Raw genomic sequence first — 13,788 nt, 5'->3', positions numbered from 1 at the left:
TTTGGGGGCTTAGACGGCGAGCCTGCGGGCCGTGGTCTGCGTACCCGGAAGCGAATCGAGGATCGCCTCATATGGTGCCAGCGTACCCACAGGCCCGACAGCGGTAAGCGTCGGCTTGGTCGAGAACATCCGCGACGACAGGTCGGTCAGCCGTTCGATGGTCAGCGCCGACAGGCGCTCCATCAGCTCTTCCTTGGCGATCGGGCGGCCGAACAGAAGCAGTTGCCGCGCGATCTGCGAGGCACGGCTGGCCGGGCTTTCGGCGGACATGATCAGCCCGGCCCGATACTGGGCGCGCGCCCGGTCGAGTTCTTCCTGCAGGATGCTCTCGCCGGCCTTCTGCAGCTCGTCGATGATGACCGGCACGAGCTCCGCGATGTCGCTCTGCCCGGTCGCGGCATGGACGCCGAATATGCCTGTGTCGGAAAAGCCCCAGTGGAAGGCATAGACCGAATAGCACAGGCCGCGCTTCTCGCGGACTTCCTGGAACAGGCGCGATGACATGCCGCCGCCAAGGATCATCGACAGCACCTGCGAGGCGTAGAAGTCGCGCACATGGTAGGCACGGCCTTCGAAACCCAACACGATCTGCGCGTCCATCAGGTCGCGATCCTCGCGGAAATCGCCACCGACATATTGCGCGTATTGTGGAATGGTGCTGTCGGCCTTGCTGCGGAAGCCGCCGAGCTGCTTTTCGACCTCGCGCACGAAATTGTCATGCTTGATGTCGCCGGCAGCCACGATCACCATCCGCTCGGCGCCATACTGGCGCTCGATGAAATCGTGCAACTGCTTGGACGTGAAGGATTTGACGGTCTCCGGCGTGCCCAGGATCGAGCGGCCGATGGTCTGGTGGCGAAAGGCCGTCTCGGTGAAACGGTCGAAGACGATATCGTCGGGCGTGTCGTGCGCGGCGCCGATCTCCTGCAGGATGACGTGCTGCTCGCGCTCGAGTTCCTGCGGGTCGAATTCGGACTCCTGCAGGATGTCGGACAGGATATCTACGGCCAGCGGCACGTCGTCGGACAACACCCTCGCATAGTAGGACGTCGTCTCGACACTCGTGGCGGCGTTGATCTCGCCGCCGACGTCCTCGATTTCCGAGGCTATTTCGAAAGCGCTTCGCCGCTTTGTACCCTTGAACGCCATGTGCTCGAGCAGATGGGCCATGCCATGCTCGTCGTCACGCTCGTTGCGCGCACCGGACTTGACCCAGGCACCAAGGGCAACCGATTCGATACTTGGAAGGGTTTCGGTGGCGACTGTCAGGCCGTTCGACAGACGGCTTACCTCAACACCCATATGGCTCTTACTCCCTAACGCGCCGCTCGCGCGCGGCGGCTGACGTAATCTTCCACCATTTTCAGGTCGGATGGAAGTACCGTGTATTTTTCCTCTGCCGTCATCAACCCGCCTAGCCATGCGGGCAGGGCGGGGTGGATACCGCTGGCGGCTTCGACCGCGGCTGGAAACTTTGCCGGATGAGCCGTGCCCAGCACCACCATTGGCACGGCACCGGCGGGCCTGCCTGCGGCGACGTGGACCGCTGCCGCCGTATGCGGATCGAGCAGGTAATTGCTGGCCGCAAGCGTCGAGCGGATGGTGGCAGCGACCTGGTCCATATCGGCACGGCCGGCGTCGAATTCGGTCCGCATCCCAGTGATTTCCTGAGTTTCTATGGTGAAAGCACCCGACTGCTTGAGCCCCGCCATGTAACGCCGCACGGTCGAGGCATTGCGGCCGGAGGCCTCGAACAGCAGGCGCTCGAAATTCGACGACACCTGGATGTCCATCGACGGCGAGGTGGTCGCGAAGACGCCCTTTGTGCGGTATTCGCCGGTCTCGAAGGTGCGCGCCAATATGTCGTTGTCGTTGGTGGCGATGACCAGCCTTTCGATCGGCAGGCCCATCTTCTTGGCCGCGTAGCCGGCGAAGATATCGCCGAAATTGCCGGTCGGCACGGTGAAGGATACGGGCCTGTCCGGTGCGCCGAGCGACAAGGCCGAGGAGAAATAATAGACGATCTGGGCCATGATGCGGGCCCAGTTGATCGAGTTGACCCCTGAAAGCGCCACCCGGTCGCGAAAGCCGTGATCGTTGAACATGTCCTTGAGCAGGCCCTGGCAATCGTCGAAATTGCCTTCGATCGCCAGCGCATGAACGTTCTGGGCGGTCGATGTCGTCATCTGCCGCTGCTGCACGGGCGAGACGCGGCCATGCGGGAAAAGGATGAAGATGTCGGTGCGGCTGCGCCCGGCAAAGGCATCGATGGCCGCCCCGCCGGTATCGCCCGACGTGGCGCCGACGATGGTGGCATGCTGGTCGCGCTCGGCGAGCACATGGTCCATCAGCCGGGCGAGCAACTGCATCGCCACGTCCTTGAAAGCCAGCGTCGGGCCATGGAAAAGTTCGAGGACGAAGGTGTTGGGAGCGATCTGCACCAGCGGGCAGACGGCTTCGTGGCGGAAGGTGGCATAGGCTTCACGCACCAGGCGCTCGAAGACCGGCGCCGGGATTTCGCCGCCAAGGAAGGGCGACAGCACGCGGATCGCAAGGTCGGGATAGGCAAGGCCGCGCATGGCGCGGATCTCGGACGGCGAAAACTGCGGCCACTCGCGCGGCACATAGAGCCCGCCATCACGCGCCAGGCCCGCCAGCACGGCGTCGGAAAATCCAAGCGCGGGCGCTTCCCCACGGGTACTCACATATTGCATGTCACAGATCCGTTTGCCGTGTGGCTTTCCGTTCACCACAAGGTGGTTAATTTCTGCGCTGGCTCAGTCGCATTTTTGCCGCGCCGTTGATATACGTCACCAGCTTTGCGAGAGGGAAGTGGGAGTTTCATGGCGTTTCATACATTTAGCGGTCGCTTTGTGGCGGGTCTGGCGCTTACCGGCTTTATGCTCGCCGCCGCCGGTTGCCAATCGGGCGACAATGGCATCCTCAACCTCGGTTTCGGCAAGAAGGATCCGACCGCCCCGCCACCGCCGCAGGATCCCAAGATTCTGGCCAGCCAGTTGAACGCCTATTGCCCGAGAGTGACGGTGCGCGACGGCACCGCCTTCTTCAACACCTATGCCAACGAAGCTCGGAAGCCCAAGCCCAAGCTCAAGAAGACCGGCGACGCCGAGGCCGACGCTGCCGCCCAGGCTGCGGCCGACGCCGCCGCGGCCACGCCGCCGGACGATTCGGCGAGGATCATCTATCAGGCGTCGATCGCCGACGTGACGCGCGATTGCAGCCGTGCCGACGGGCAGCTGACGATGAAGATCGCGGTCGCCGGCAAGATCGTGCCGGGGCCGAAGTTCTCGCCCGGAACCATCACCATGCCGATCCGCACCGCGGTGATGCACGGCACCGACGTGCTCTATTCGCAGATTCACCAGTATCAGGTCCAGGTCACCGATCCTTCGGTCGCCACACAGTTCGTGTTCACCGATTCCAATGTCGTCGTGCCGGCTCCGACGGCGCCGGACTATCAGGCCTACGCCGGTTATGACGAAACCGCGCCCAAGACGACGACGGACAAGCCGAAGAAGACCCACAGGAAGCGGGCGGCCGCGACAAACTGAGCGGCCTCAGAGCATTTCACCGTTTCACGGAAACGGCGAACCGCTCCATCTCTTTGTTTTTACGCAATTCCCAAGGGAAAGCGCTACGCGCTTTTCCCGGGAAAACCGTGTCACACTTTTCCTGGAATTGCTCAAGACCCGCGTGCATACGGCTGGACGCTTATCAGGCGTCCGCCGACCACTCCGACAGTGCGGCGATCACGCTTTTCAGTTCCGCCCAGCGGCGGATCACCGTTTCGGCGCCGGCTTCCGTCAGCGCATCGGCATGGCCGGGGTAGCTGTGGCTGGCGCCAGTGAAGCCGATCACGCGCATGCCGGCGGCCCTGGCGCCATGGACGCCGTGCACGGAATCCTCGATGACGAAAGTGTTCGCCGGCTTGGCGTTGAGTTTCTCCGCCGCCAACAGGAAGACGTCCGGAGCCGGCTTGGTTTTGCCGGTGGGCGTTTCCAGCGCCGAGAAGATGCGGCCGGCGAAAAACGGCAGCAGGTGCACCTTCTCCAGCATGAATTCTATCCGCTCGGAGCGTGAATTGGAGCAGATGCAGCGTTGCGTAGTGACCGATGCAACCGCCTCGCGCACGCCTTCGATGGCACGCACGTCGCTGCGCAGCTTCCGGTCGACCAGTTCTTCGGCGCGATCGATCAGCGACACCTGGAACGGGATTTTGGACTTCTCCTCGATCCGCATCAAAATGTCCTTGAAGGTCAGGCCGGCATAGGTCTCGGCGATTTCCTCGGCCGAGACCTCGTATCCGGCCAGGGTTATCAGCTCGGCCTCGACCCGCGCGGCGATGATTTCGGAATCGACGAGCACGCCGTCGCAATCGAAGATGACAAGATCTGGCTGGGGCATGACGATCCGGGACAAGGAGGATGGAGGGATGGCCGCTACGGGCTCAGGCGGCGCGGCATACACCAATGGCACCGCCTTCGCAAACCCGGCAGGTCGTTGCGTCGGCCTTCACCGAATATTTACGCTGATCGGTAACCATAACAGACAGTAAAAACAGTAACGCGTGCCTGGGGTGTAAAAATGTCTGCAGTGCGTCTTCTCGACGAGCTTTCCCTTGCTCCCCAGCAATCCGAATGGCTGGACACGATCCTCAAGGGCGACTGCGTCGCGGCCCTCGACCGCCTGCCCGAGAAGTCGATCGACGTCATCTTCGCCGATCCGCCTTACAATCTGCAGCTCGACGGCGACCTGCACCGCCCCGACCAGTCCAAGGTCGACGCGGTCGACGACGACTGGGACCAGTTCGAGAGCTTCGAGGCCTACGACGCCTTCACCCGCGCCTGGCTGCTGGCGGCGCGCCGCGTGCTGAAGCCGAATGGTACGATCTGGGTCATCGGCTCCTATCACAACATCTTCCGGGTCGGCGCCAAGATGCAGGATTTGGGCTTCTGGATTCTCAACGACGTCGTCTGGCGCAAGACCAATCCGATGCCGAATTTTCGCGGGCGCCGCTTCCAGAACGCGCATGAGACCATGATCTGGGCCTCTCGCGACCAGAAGGGCAAGGGCTACACCTTCAATTACGAGGCGCTCAAGGCGTCGAATGACGACATCCAGATGCGTTCCGACTGGCTGTTCCCGATCTGCACCGGTGGCGAGCGGCTGAAGAACGACAATGGCGACAAATTGCATCCGACGCAGAAGCCGGAGGCGCTGCTGGCCCGCATCATGATGGCCTCGACCAAGCCGGGCGACATCGTGCTCGACCCCTTCTTCGGCTCCGGCACGACCGGCGCCGTGGCCAAACGTCTCGGCCGCCACTTCGTCGGCATCGAGCGCGAGCAGGCCTATATCGATGCCGCCAACGAGCGCATCGACGCCGTGCGGCCGCTGGAAGATGCCGACCTGACGGTGCTGACCGGCAAGCGCGCCGAGCCCCGCGTCGCCTTCGTCAGCCTGATCGACACCGGGCTGATGGTTCCGGGCGCCACGCTCTACGACGCCAAGAAGCGTTGGGCGGCCAAGGTGCGTGCCGACGGCACGGTGGCAATCGGCGACAGCGCCGGCTCGATTCACAAGATAGGCGCCGAAGTGCAGGGACTGGACGCCTGCAACGGCTGGACCTTCTGGCACTATGAGCGCAGCGGCGGCTTGACCCCGATCGACGAACTTCGCCGCATCGCCCGTCTCGGCATGGAACGGGCAGGGGGCTGAACCCCTGCCGCCGGTGCGATTTTTCGTTGATTCAAAATCTCAGCGGATTGCCGGAAGCGATTCAGATCACGCCTTGATTCCGAAGCGCTCAAGGTCTGCTTGAAGCGTCCTGGCGTCGGTGAACAGCACCGACTGCCAGCCCGCCGCCCGCGCGCCGTCTACATTCTTCTGGCTGTCGTCGATGAACAGGGTCGCCGATGGCTCGAGGCCGAACGCGGCCACGTGATGGTCGTAGATGTCGCGGTCCGGCTTGATCTTGCCGATCTCGCCGGAGATGGTGACGCCGCGCGGCCGCTCGAGGAAATCGAAGCGTTTGCGGGCCTCGGCAAGCGTGTCGGCGGCGAAGTTGGTCAGCATGGTCACATCGTGGCCGCTCTCGATCAGCCCGAGCATGATGGCGACGCTGTCGTCATAGGCGTGCGGCACCATCTCGTGCCAGTGGCGGCGGAAGCCGCGGATGTTTTCGGCGTGATCGGGATGGTCGGCGATCAGCAGCGCCTCTGCCTCTTCCCACGTCCGGCCGCGGTCCTGCTCGAGGTTCCAGTCATGCGTGCAGATATTGTCGAAGAACCACTTTCTTTCTTCGGTATCGGGAATGAGGCGGCTGAACGGGATATTTGGGTCGTAGTGGATCAGCACCTTGCCGATGTCGAAAACGATGTGGCGGATTTCAGTCATGGAGCCTCTTTCAATGCGGGCGTGGCTTTTTCGTCGCGCCGGGTATCGCCGCTTCGATTGCCTTTTTCATGACAGTGGGCAGCGCCTCCCCGGAAATTTCATGGGCCAGCGACCAGAAATGCCCCGCTGGCGCGGCGCTGTCCACCTCGGCACGAAAGACGTCGAGTTCGAGCGCGAAATGGGTGAAGACATGCGCGATCTGGCCGGCACGCCGCCAGTTGGCGGGGAAAGGCGCCGCCGCCTCGGTGGTTGCGCCGTCGATCCGCGCGGTCCATGCGGTCGTCGGCACCTCGGTCATGCCGCCGAGCAGGCCCTTGTCCGGCCGCTTGCGCAAAAGAATGGCGCCGTCACCGCGCACGGCCACGAAAGCCGCGCCGCGCCGCTGCGGCTTGTCTGCCTTCGGCAGGCGCACCGGGAAATGCTCGGGGTCGCCTGAAACGACGGCGCTGCAGTCTTCGCGCAGCGGACACAGCATGCAGCGTGGCCGGCGCGGGGTGCAGATCGTGGCGCCGAGATCCATCATCGCCTGGGCGAAGTCGCCCGGCCTTGTCGCCGGCACCATGCGTTCGACATGGACCCGGATTTCGCCCTTGGCTTCGCTCAGCGGCGTCGTGATCGAAAACAGCCGGGAGATGACGCGCTCGACATTGCCGTCGACAACGGCGGCGGGGCGATCGAAGGCGATCGCCGTGATGGCCGCCGATGTGTAGGCGCCGATGCCGGGCAGGTCTCGCAAGGCAACCTCCGTGTCGGGAAATCGGCCGCCACGCGCCGCCACCAGATCGGCGCAGGCCTTGAGATTGCGGGCGCGGGAATAGTAGCCGAGCCCCGCCCAGGCCTTCATCACGTCCTCGGTCGGCGCCGCGGCTAGCGCCTCGACATCGGGCCATTTCTCGACAAAGGCGCGGAAATAGGATTTCACCGACTCAACGGTTGTCTGCTGCAGCATGACTTCGGACAACCAGATGCGGTATGGGTCGGGCCGCGCGCCACGCGCATGCTCGCGCGGCGTCACCCGCCACGGCAGTTCACGGTGGTGTACGTCGTACCAAGCAAGCAGGCGCGACGCAGTATCGCCTGAGATGGCCTTGCGGGTCTGGTCTGCTGGTGCCATTGATCTGTATGGGCCTGGCCGGTATCTGCTGGGGTGATGGCTGGAGAACGTACATGGCAGGGAGAACGCCCTACGGCAATCCCGTCCCGGTGAGCGATCTTGCGACCAAAATCCTCGATCCGGTGCTGCGCAAGCGGGCGGGCATCTCGATTGGCCTCGTCCAGTCCTGGGAAGAGATCGCGGGCCCGCGCCTCGCCAGCCGCTCGCGGCCTGAAAAGATCCAGTGGCCGCGCCGCCTGCATGAGGACGATCCATTCGAGCCGGCGGTGCTGGTCATCGCCTGCGAAGGCATGGCCGCACTTCATCTGCAGCACGAGACCGGCGAGATCATCAACAGGGTGAACGCCTTCCTCGGCTTCAACGCCATTGGCCGCATCAGGATCGTGCAAAAGCCGGTGACAACGGATAGAGGACGGCCCAAGCCGACCTTCAGGCCGTTGACGGCAGCGGAGAAGACGAAATTGTCCGGCACGGTCGAATTGATCGAGGATGAAGGGCTGCGCGCCTCGCTGGAAAGGCTGGGCGCGACCATTCTTGGTGAAAAAAAGTCGAAAACCCCTTGAAGACAGTCATGGATTTGTCGTCAACATCTCGCATTCGTGATCGCCCTTGTCAGGTTTCGCGATTGGATTGGGGACGGAGATGCCTTAATTCGCGCCAACTCTCGCCTTTTCGTGCCTTTGCATTGCAAAATTCAACCCTTGTCAGGTGATTCGTATGAACCGTCCCTCGTTCGGCAAAAGTCTGTCTCGCAGAAACGTCCTGTCTTCGCTGGCCGCCATTCCGGCGGTCGCCCTGCTCGCCGCCTGCAGTGACTCCGGCGAACAGGCCAAGGCGGCGGATGTGAAGCCTGCTGACCCTGCCGCTCCCGCAAAGCCGGCCACGCCGGCGGCGGCCAAGGTGCCGGAAGCGCAGGGAACCGTCGACATGGCGGAACTGTTGAAGCCGGGCGCGCTGCCCGACAAGCAGCTCGGCAAAGACGACGCCAAGGTCACCATCGTCGAATACGCCTCGATGACCTGCCCGCATTGCGCGCATTTCGCCGAGACTACCTTCCCGGAACTGAAGACGAAGTACATCGACACCGGCAAGGCTCGCTACATCCTGCGCGAATTTCCGTTCGATCCGAGCGCGGAAGCCGGTTTCATGCTGGCGCGCTGCTCCAAGGATAACTATTTCCCGATGGTCGATGTGCTGTTCAGGCAGCAGGCGAACTGGGTTGGCGTCCAGAACACCAAGGATGCGCTGCTGCAAATCTCGAAGCTCGCCGGTTTTACACAGGAGTCCTTCGAGGCCTGCTTGACGGACCAGAAACTTCTGGACGATGTGAGATCGGTCCAGAAGCGTGGCGCCAATGAATTCAAGGTCGACTCGACACCGACCTTCTTCATCAACGGTAAGACCTACAAAGGGGCGATGTCGATTGAGGAAATATCGGCCATCATCGACCCTCTGCTCTGACATCGGCTCAGCGCTGAAGCGGCAGCGTTCCGGCGCTGCCCGCTCTAGCGTTTTGAAACGGTTTCTTGCCGTAAAACCGCGGAACACTTTCGCGGAACCCGCCTGTGAGGCGCGTGAATGAAGTTTTCGCGCCTCCGCCTCCTTGGTTTCAAGTCGTTCGTCGAGCCCGGCGAGTTCGTCATCGAACGCGGCCTGACGGGCATTGTCGGGCCGAACGGCTGCGGCAAGTCGAACCTGGTCGAGGCGCTGCGATGGGTGATGGGCGAAAGCTCCTACAAGAACATGCGCGCGTCCGGCATGGACGACGTGATCTTTTCCGGTTCGGGCACCCGGCCAGCGCGCAACACCGCCGAGGTCACGCTTTTCCTCGACAACAGCGACCGTTCCGCGCCCGCCGCCTTCAACGATGCCGACGAATTGCAGGTATCGCGCCGCATTGAGCGCGAGGCCGGTTCGCTCTACCGCATCAACGGCAAGGAAGCGCGCGCCAAGGACGTGCAGCTTCTGTTCGCCGACCAGTCGACCGGCGCGCGCTCGCCGTCGATGGTAGGCCAAGGCCGCATCGGCGAACTGATCCAGGCCAAGCCGCAGGCGCGTCGCGCGCTGCTCGAAGAGGCGGCCGGCATTTCCGGCCTGCACACCCGCCGCCACGAAGCCGAACTGCGGCTGAAGGCCGCCGAACAGAACCTCGAGCGCCTGGACGATGTCGTCGGCGAGCTCGAAAGCCAGATCGAAAGCCTGAAGCGCCAGGCGCGCCAGGCATCCCGCTTCAAGAACCTGTCGGCCGATATCCGCAAGGCCGAGGCGACATTGCTGCACTTGCGCTGGACGCTGGCCAAGACGCAGGAAGGCGAGGCGCGCTCGGCGCTGGCTGTCGCCACCGCACTGGTCGGCGACCGCGCCGCCGCGCAGATGAACGCGGCCAAGGAGCAGGGCATCGCCGCCCATCGCTTGCCCGACCTGCGCGACGCTGAAGCCGCCGCCGCCGCCGCATTCCAGCGCCTGTCGATCGCCAGGTCGCAGATCGAGGAGGAGGCGGGCCGCATCCGCGCCCGCCAGGCCGAACTCGAGCGGCGTTTGCAGCAGCTCGACGGTGACATCGCCCGCGAGGAGCGGATGGTGCGCGACAATGCCGATGTTCTCGAGCGCCTGCGCACCGAGGAAGCCACGCTGAATTCCGAGAACGCCGGCGCCGCCGAGCGCGAGGCCACCACCCGCGCGGCATTCGAGCAGGCTGCATCGATGCTTGCCGCCAGCGAAGCCAAATTGGCCACGCTGACCGCCGAACGGGCCGAAGCCGCCGCCTCGCGCCACCAGATCGAACGGACCTTGCGCGAGACCGCCGAGCGCCGCGACCGCTTTGCCCGCCAGCTCGCTGAGGTCGACCGCGAATTGTCGGACATCCTCTCCAAGGTGGCCGGCCTGCCGGATCCGGCCGAAAAGCGCGTGTTGGTCGAACAGGCCATTGCGCTGCTGGAGGAGGCCGAAGCCGCCGTGGCGCAGTCCGAGCAGTCGGTCATCGATGCCCGCGCCGCGGAAAGCAATGCCCGGCCGCCGCTTCAGGACGCCAGGGCCGAACTGGCGCGGATCGAGACCGAAGCGCGCACGCTGGCCAAGATCCTGAACGCCGCCAGCGGCGATCTTTTCCCCTCCGTGCTGGAACAGATCAGCGTCGAACGCGGCTTCGAGACGGCGCTGGGCGCCGCCCTTGGCGAAGACCTCGACGTTCCGCTCGACCGCAGCGCGCCGGTGCACTGGGGTGAAAGCGCGATCCAGCCCGGCGACGCTGCCCTGCCCGAAGGCATCAAGAGCCTTGCCAGCGTGGTTCGCGCTCCGGCGCAGCTTGCCCGCCGCCTGGCGCAGATCGGCATTGTCGAAGCCGCGGACGGCCGCCGGCTGCAGGCACTGCTCGCGCCCGGCCAGAGGCTGGTCAGCCGCGAGGGCGCGCTCTGGCGCTGGGACGGACTTGCCGCCAGCGCCGATGCGCCGACCGCCGCGGCGCAAAGGCTGGCGCAGAAGAACCGGCTTGCCGAGCTCGATGCCGAGGCGGTGCAGGCGACACTTGTCCTGCGTCACGCCGAGGAGAATTTGGCTGAGGCCGAACAGGCGCTTCGCTTGGCCAGTGAGGCCGAGCGAAACACACGCCAGGCCGGACGCGACGCCCAGCATCGCCTGGATGCCGCCCGCAACGCGCTGGCCGAGGCCGAGAAGGCCGGTGGCGAATTGTCGAGCCGGCGCGCCGCACTCGACGAGGCACGCGCGCGCATCGTCGACAGCCATGAGGAAACCTCGGCTGCCTTCGTCGAGGCCGAGATGCTGCTGCAGGACGCGCCTGATCTCGGCGACCTGCAATTGCAGCTAGAACAGTCCTCGGCCAATGTCGCCCGCGACCGCGCCACCCTTGCCGACGCCCGCGCCGTCCATGAGGGGTTGCGGCGCGAAGCCGAGGCGCGCGCACGCCGGCTGGATGCCATCGGCGCCGAACGCAGCAATTGGCTGGTGCGCGCAGAAAATGCCTCGACGCAGATCGCGTCGCTCAGCGAACGCAAGGCCGAGGCCGAGGCGGAGCGCGAGCGGCTGGCCGACGCCCCCGACGAAATCGATGCCAAACGGCGCGCGCTGCTGTCGCAGCTCACCGAGGCCGAGACCTTGCGCAAGGCCGCCGCCGACCGCCTGCAGGAAGCGAAAAACAGGCAGGCCGAGCTGGACAAGGCGGCCACCGGGGCCATCCAGTCGCTGGCCGAGGCCCGCGAGACCCGCGTCCGCGCCGAGGAACGGCTGACCGCGGCCGACGAGCGCCGGCTGGAGGTCGAGGCGCGCATCCAGGAAACGCTGAACACGCCGCCGCATCTGGTGATCCGCCATACCGGCCTGGAAGCCGACGATCCGATGCCTGAAATGGGCGAGATCGAACGTCAGCTCGACCGGCTGAAGATCGAACGCGAACGGCTCGGCGCCGTCAATTTGCGCGCCGAGGAAGAGCAGAAGGAACTGTCCGACCGGCTGGAGGCAATCGTCTCCGAGCGCGAGGACATCATCGAGGCGATCCGCAAGCTCAGGCAAGCGATCCAGAGCCTCAACCGCGAAGGCCGCGAGCGGCTGCTGGCCGCTTTCGATGTCGTCAACAGCCATTTCCAGCGGCTGTTCTCGCATCTGTTCGGTGGCGGCACGGCAGAATTGCAGCTGATCGAATCCGAGGATCCGCTCGAGGCGGGGCTCGAAATCCTGGCCCGCCCGCCCGGCAAGAAGCCGCAGACCATGACGCTTTTGTCGGGCGGCGAGCAGGCGCTGACGGCGATGTCGCTGATCTTCGCCGTGTTCCTGACCAACCCCGCGCCGATCTGCGTGCTCGACGAAGTCGACGCTCCGCTCGACGATCACAATGTCGAACGCTTCTGCAATCTCATGGACGAGATGGCCAAGACCACCGAGACGCGCTTCGTCATCATCACCCATAACCCGATCACCATGGCGCGCATGGACCGGCTGTTCGGCGTGACCATGGCCGAGCAGGGCGTCAGCCAACTGGTGTCGGTCGATCTGCAGGCCGCCGAGGCGATGCGCGAGGCGAGCTGACGCGACCGGGCAAGGACAGACGCCATGACGACGGCAGCGCAGGCCGACGGCGAATGGCGCAGACACTCGGCTTGATGACATGCGTCGAATGCGGCTGCGCAGGAACTGGAACCGGCACGTGACGCAAGCCAGTTGTTCCGTCAGCAGCCCCTATGGCGGCCGAAGCGATGTAACGAGCAACGCGACGGTTGCTTGAAGTCGTCGGAAGTACGAACCGAAGGGCGCGCGACTTCTGTAATATGTCGCGACCCCGCGTCGCGGTGCATCGCTGGTAAAAATCGAGCCGCTCAGTGACTTAATACGGGATGGTGGATGAACAAGTTTGGCCTAGCAAGATCCGTGCCCGAAGAGATAAAGCGGGCGGTTCGCCAAAGAGATGGCTTCGGATGCGTAATTTGTGGAAATGCAATTATCGACTATGAGCATTTCAATCCAGAGTTTGTAGATGCTGAAGCCCACACCGTCGACTGCATCATTCTTCTTTGCATTGCGTGTCACGCCCTTAAGACGCGCGGGCGCTTGTCGAGACAAACGATTTCCGCCGCATTGAAAAATCCGAAAGCTAAGCAACTCGGCTTTTCTTTTGGTCCTTTCGATGTCGGTAGTGTGCATCCTGAGATTGTGTTCGGGGATATAGTGGCTCGCCATGTTACAGTAATTATTCGAATTCAAGACGATGAGATTGTTCGGGTTCGTGCACCTGAAGAGGCGGGCGGCCCGTTTCGCATTTCAGCATACGTATGCAATCGGACTGGCGTTCCGATGATGCATATCGTTGATAACGAGTGGCGAACGCGGACGTCTAACTGGGACGTCGCAGTTCAAGGGAGGAAACTTGTAATTCGATCCGCACTTCGGGATGTCGACTTGCAGCTTCGAACGAATCCGCCTCATCAATTGCTGTTCGAGAAATTCAGCATTCGTCATCGTGGCATCACGCTCGAATGTCGGGAAGGTCATTCAACGGCGATCACTTTGCTCGACGGCCGACAGATGAGAACAACCGGTATGGTCCTTGACGGCTGTCAGGTGGGCATTGAAATTCGCGACGGTTCTCTCAGCGTAGGTTGCGGTGGAGGAAGCGTCTCAATAGACGACATGCAAATTGGTCACGCCAACATGCCGCAAATGTTGCCGAAAGAATCCAACAACATAATTCCGTTCCGTGTCCCTCCTAAGAGGTGATCGGGGTTTTCAAGAAGGCCTAAATGGGTGACCTA

11 protein-coding genes are annotated in these 13,788 nt (G+C 63.5%); 6 read left to right on the top strand and 5 right to left on the bottom strand.

The window, feature by feature from the left end:
* Positions 1 to 9: 9 nt before the first annotated feature.
* Positions 10 to 1,302 (bottom strand): M16 family metallopeptidase, encoded by a 1,293-nt coding sequence (locus AC0NIH_RS26980; protein ID WP_013896639.1) that lies wholly within the window; start codon positions 1,300 to 1,302, stop codon positions 10 to 12.
* 14 nt (positions 1,303 to 1,316) lie between these two features.
* Positions 1,317 to 2,714 carry a threonine synthase gene (gene thrC, locus AC0NIH_RS26975; protein WP_352714025.1) on the bottom strand — a complete coding sequence of 466 codons (1,398 nt, stop codon included), beginning with the start codon at positions 2,712 to 2,714 and terminating at the stop codon, positions 1,317 to 1,319.
* A 129-nt stretch (positions 2,715 to 2,843) separates the two neighbouring features.
* On the opposite strand from thrC, the gene AC0NIH_RS26970 reads away from it, so the two are divergent.
* Positions 2,844 to 3,572, top strand: a complete 729-nt coding sequence (locus AC0NIH_RS26970) for a hypothetical protein (protein ID WP_023778704.1) — start codon at positions 2,844 to 2,846, stop codon at positions 3,570 to 3,572.
* Positions 3,573 to 3,735: 163 nt separating this feature from the next.
* Here the strand turns inward: AC0NIH_RS26970 and AC0NIH_RS26965 are convergent, their stop codons facing one another.
* Positions 3,736 to 4,425 carry an HAD family hydrolase gene (locus AC0NIH_RS26965; RefSeq protein ID WP_013896636.1) on the bottom strand — a complete coding sequence of 230 codons (690 nt, stop codon included), beginning with the start codon at positions 4,423 to 4,425 and terminating at the stop codon, positions 3,736 to 3,738.
* Between the two features lie 180 nt (positions 4,426 to 4,605).
* Here AC0NIH_RS26965 and AC0NIH_RS26960 point away from each other — a divergent pair, with 180 nt between their 5' ends.
* Positions 4,606 to 5,739, top strand: a complete 1,134-nt coding sequence (locus AC0NIH_RS26960) for a site-specific DNA-methyltransferase (protein WP_023764471.1) — start codon at positions 4,606 to 4,608, stop codon at positions 5,737 to 5,739.
* Between the two features lie 66 nt (positions 5,740 to 5,805).
* Here AC0NIH_RS26960 and AC0NIH_RS26955 read toward each other — a convergent pair whose 3' ends face one another.
* Both AC0NIH_RS26955 and mutY read right to left on the bottom strand, forming a co-directional pair.
* The gene (locus AC0NIH_RS26955; protein WP_473466942.1) at positions 5,806 to 6,417 is read right to left on the bottom strand and encodes an HAD family hydrolase; all 612 of its coding nucleotides are present in this window, start codon (positions 6,415 to 6,417) and stop codon (positions 5,806 to 5,808) included.
* 10 nt (positions 6,418 to 6,427) lie between these two features.
* The gene (gene mutY / locus AC0NIH_RS26950; RefSeq protein WP_473466943.1) at positions 6,428 to 7,531 is read right to left on the bottom strand and encodes an A/G-specific adenine glycosylase; all 1,104 of its coding nucleotides are present in this window, start codon (positions 7,529 to 7,531) and stop codon (positions 6,428 to 6,430) included.
* Positions 7,532 to 7,584: 53 nt separating this feature from the next.
* On the opposite strand from mutY, the gene AC0NIH_RS26945 reads away from it, so the two are divergent.
* From AC0NIH_RS26945 to AC0NIH_RS26930, 4 genes are all read left to right on the top strand, one after another.
* Positions 7,585 to 8,094 (top strand): DUF721 domain-containing protein, encoded by a 510-nt coding sequence (locus AC0NIH_RS26945; RefSeq protein ID WP_473466945.1) that lies wholly within the window; start codon positions 7,585 to 7,587, stop codon positions 8,092 to 8,094.
* Between the two features lie 154 nt (positions 8,095 to 8,248).
* The gene (locus tag AC0NIH_RS26940; RefSeq protein WP_473466947.1) at positions 8,249 to 8,992 is read left to right on the top strand and encodes a DsbA family protein; all 744 of its coding nucleotides are present in this window, start codon (positions 8,249 to 8,251) and stop codon (positions 8,990 to 8,992) included.
* A gap of 117 nt (positions 8,993 to 9,109) precedes the next feature.
* Positions 9,110 to 12,568 carry a chromosome segregation protein SMC gene (gene smc / locus AC0NIH_RS26935; RefSeq protein ID WP_473466949.1) on the top strand — a complete coding sequence of 1,153 codons (3,459 nt, stop codon included), beginning with the start codon at positions 9,110 to 9,112 and terminating at the stop codon, positions 12,566 to 12,568.
* Positions 12,569 to 12,880: 312 nt separating this feature from the next.
* Positions 12,881 to 13,753, top strand: coding sequence for an HNH endonuclease (locus AC0NIH_RS26930; RefSeq protein WP_473466951.1), 873 nt, complete (start codon positions 12,881 to 12,883; stop codon positions 13,751 to 13,753).
* Positions 13,754 to 13,788 lie beyond the last annotated feature (35 nt).

The organism is Mesorhizobium sp. WSM1386 (assembly GCF_055901595.1).
Note: the sequence above shows the minus strand (reverse complement) of the source record. Positions and strands in the feature narration are given on the sequence as shown.

What these genes read in the sequence shown, in the direction of transcription:
- AC0NIH_RS26980 (WP_013896639.1), bottom strand. Translation starts at nt 1,302, where the DNA reads ATGGGTGTTGAGGTAAGCCGTCTGTCGAACGGCCTGACAGTCGCCACC.
- thrC (WP_352714025.1), bottom strand. Translation starts at nt 2,714, where the DNA reads ATGCAATATGTGAGTACCCGTGGGGAAGCGCCCGCGCTTGGATTTTCC.
- AC0NIH_RS26970 (WP_023778704.1), top strand. Translation starts at nt 2,844, where the DNA reads ATGGCGTTTCATACATTTAGCGGTCGCTTTGTGGCGGGTCTGGCGCTT.
- AC0NIH_RS26965 (WP_013896636.1), bottom strand. Translation starts at nt 4,425, where the DNA reads ATGCCCCAGCCAGATCTTGTCATCTTCGATTGCGACGGCGTGCTCGTC.
- AC0NIH_RS26960 (WP_023764471.1), top strand. Translation starts at nt 4,606, where the DNA reads ATGTCTGCAGTGCGTCTTCTCGACGAGCTTTCCCTTGCTCCCCAGCAA.
- AC0NIH_RS26955 (WP_473466942.1), bottom strand. Translation starts at nt 6,417, where the DNA reads ATGACTGAAATCCGCCACATCGTTTTCGACATCGGCAAGGTGCTGATC.
- mutY (WP_473466943.1), bottom strand. Translation starts at nt 7,531, where the DNA reads ATGGCACCAGCAGACCAGACCCGCAAGGCCATCTCAGGCGATACTGCG.
- AC0NIH_RS26945 (WP_473466945.1), top strand. Translation starts at nt 7,585, where the DNA reads ATGGCAGGGAGAACGCCCTACGGCAATCCCGTCCCGGTGAGCGATCTT.
- AC0NIH_RS26940 (WP_473466947.1), top strand. Translation starts at nt 8,249, where the DNA reads ATGAACCGTCCCTCGTTCGGCAAAAGTCTGTCTCGCAGAAACGTCCTG.
- smc (WP_473466949.1), top strand. Translation starts at nt 9,110, where the DNA reads ATGAAGTTTTCGCGCCTCCGCCTCCTTGGTTTCAAGTCGTTCGTCGAG.
- AC0NIH_RS26930 (WP_473466951.1), top strand. Translation starts at nt 12,881, where the DNA reads ATGAACAAGTTTGGCCTAGCAAGATCCGTGCCCGAAGAGATAAAGCGG.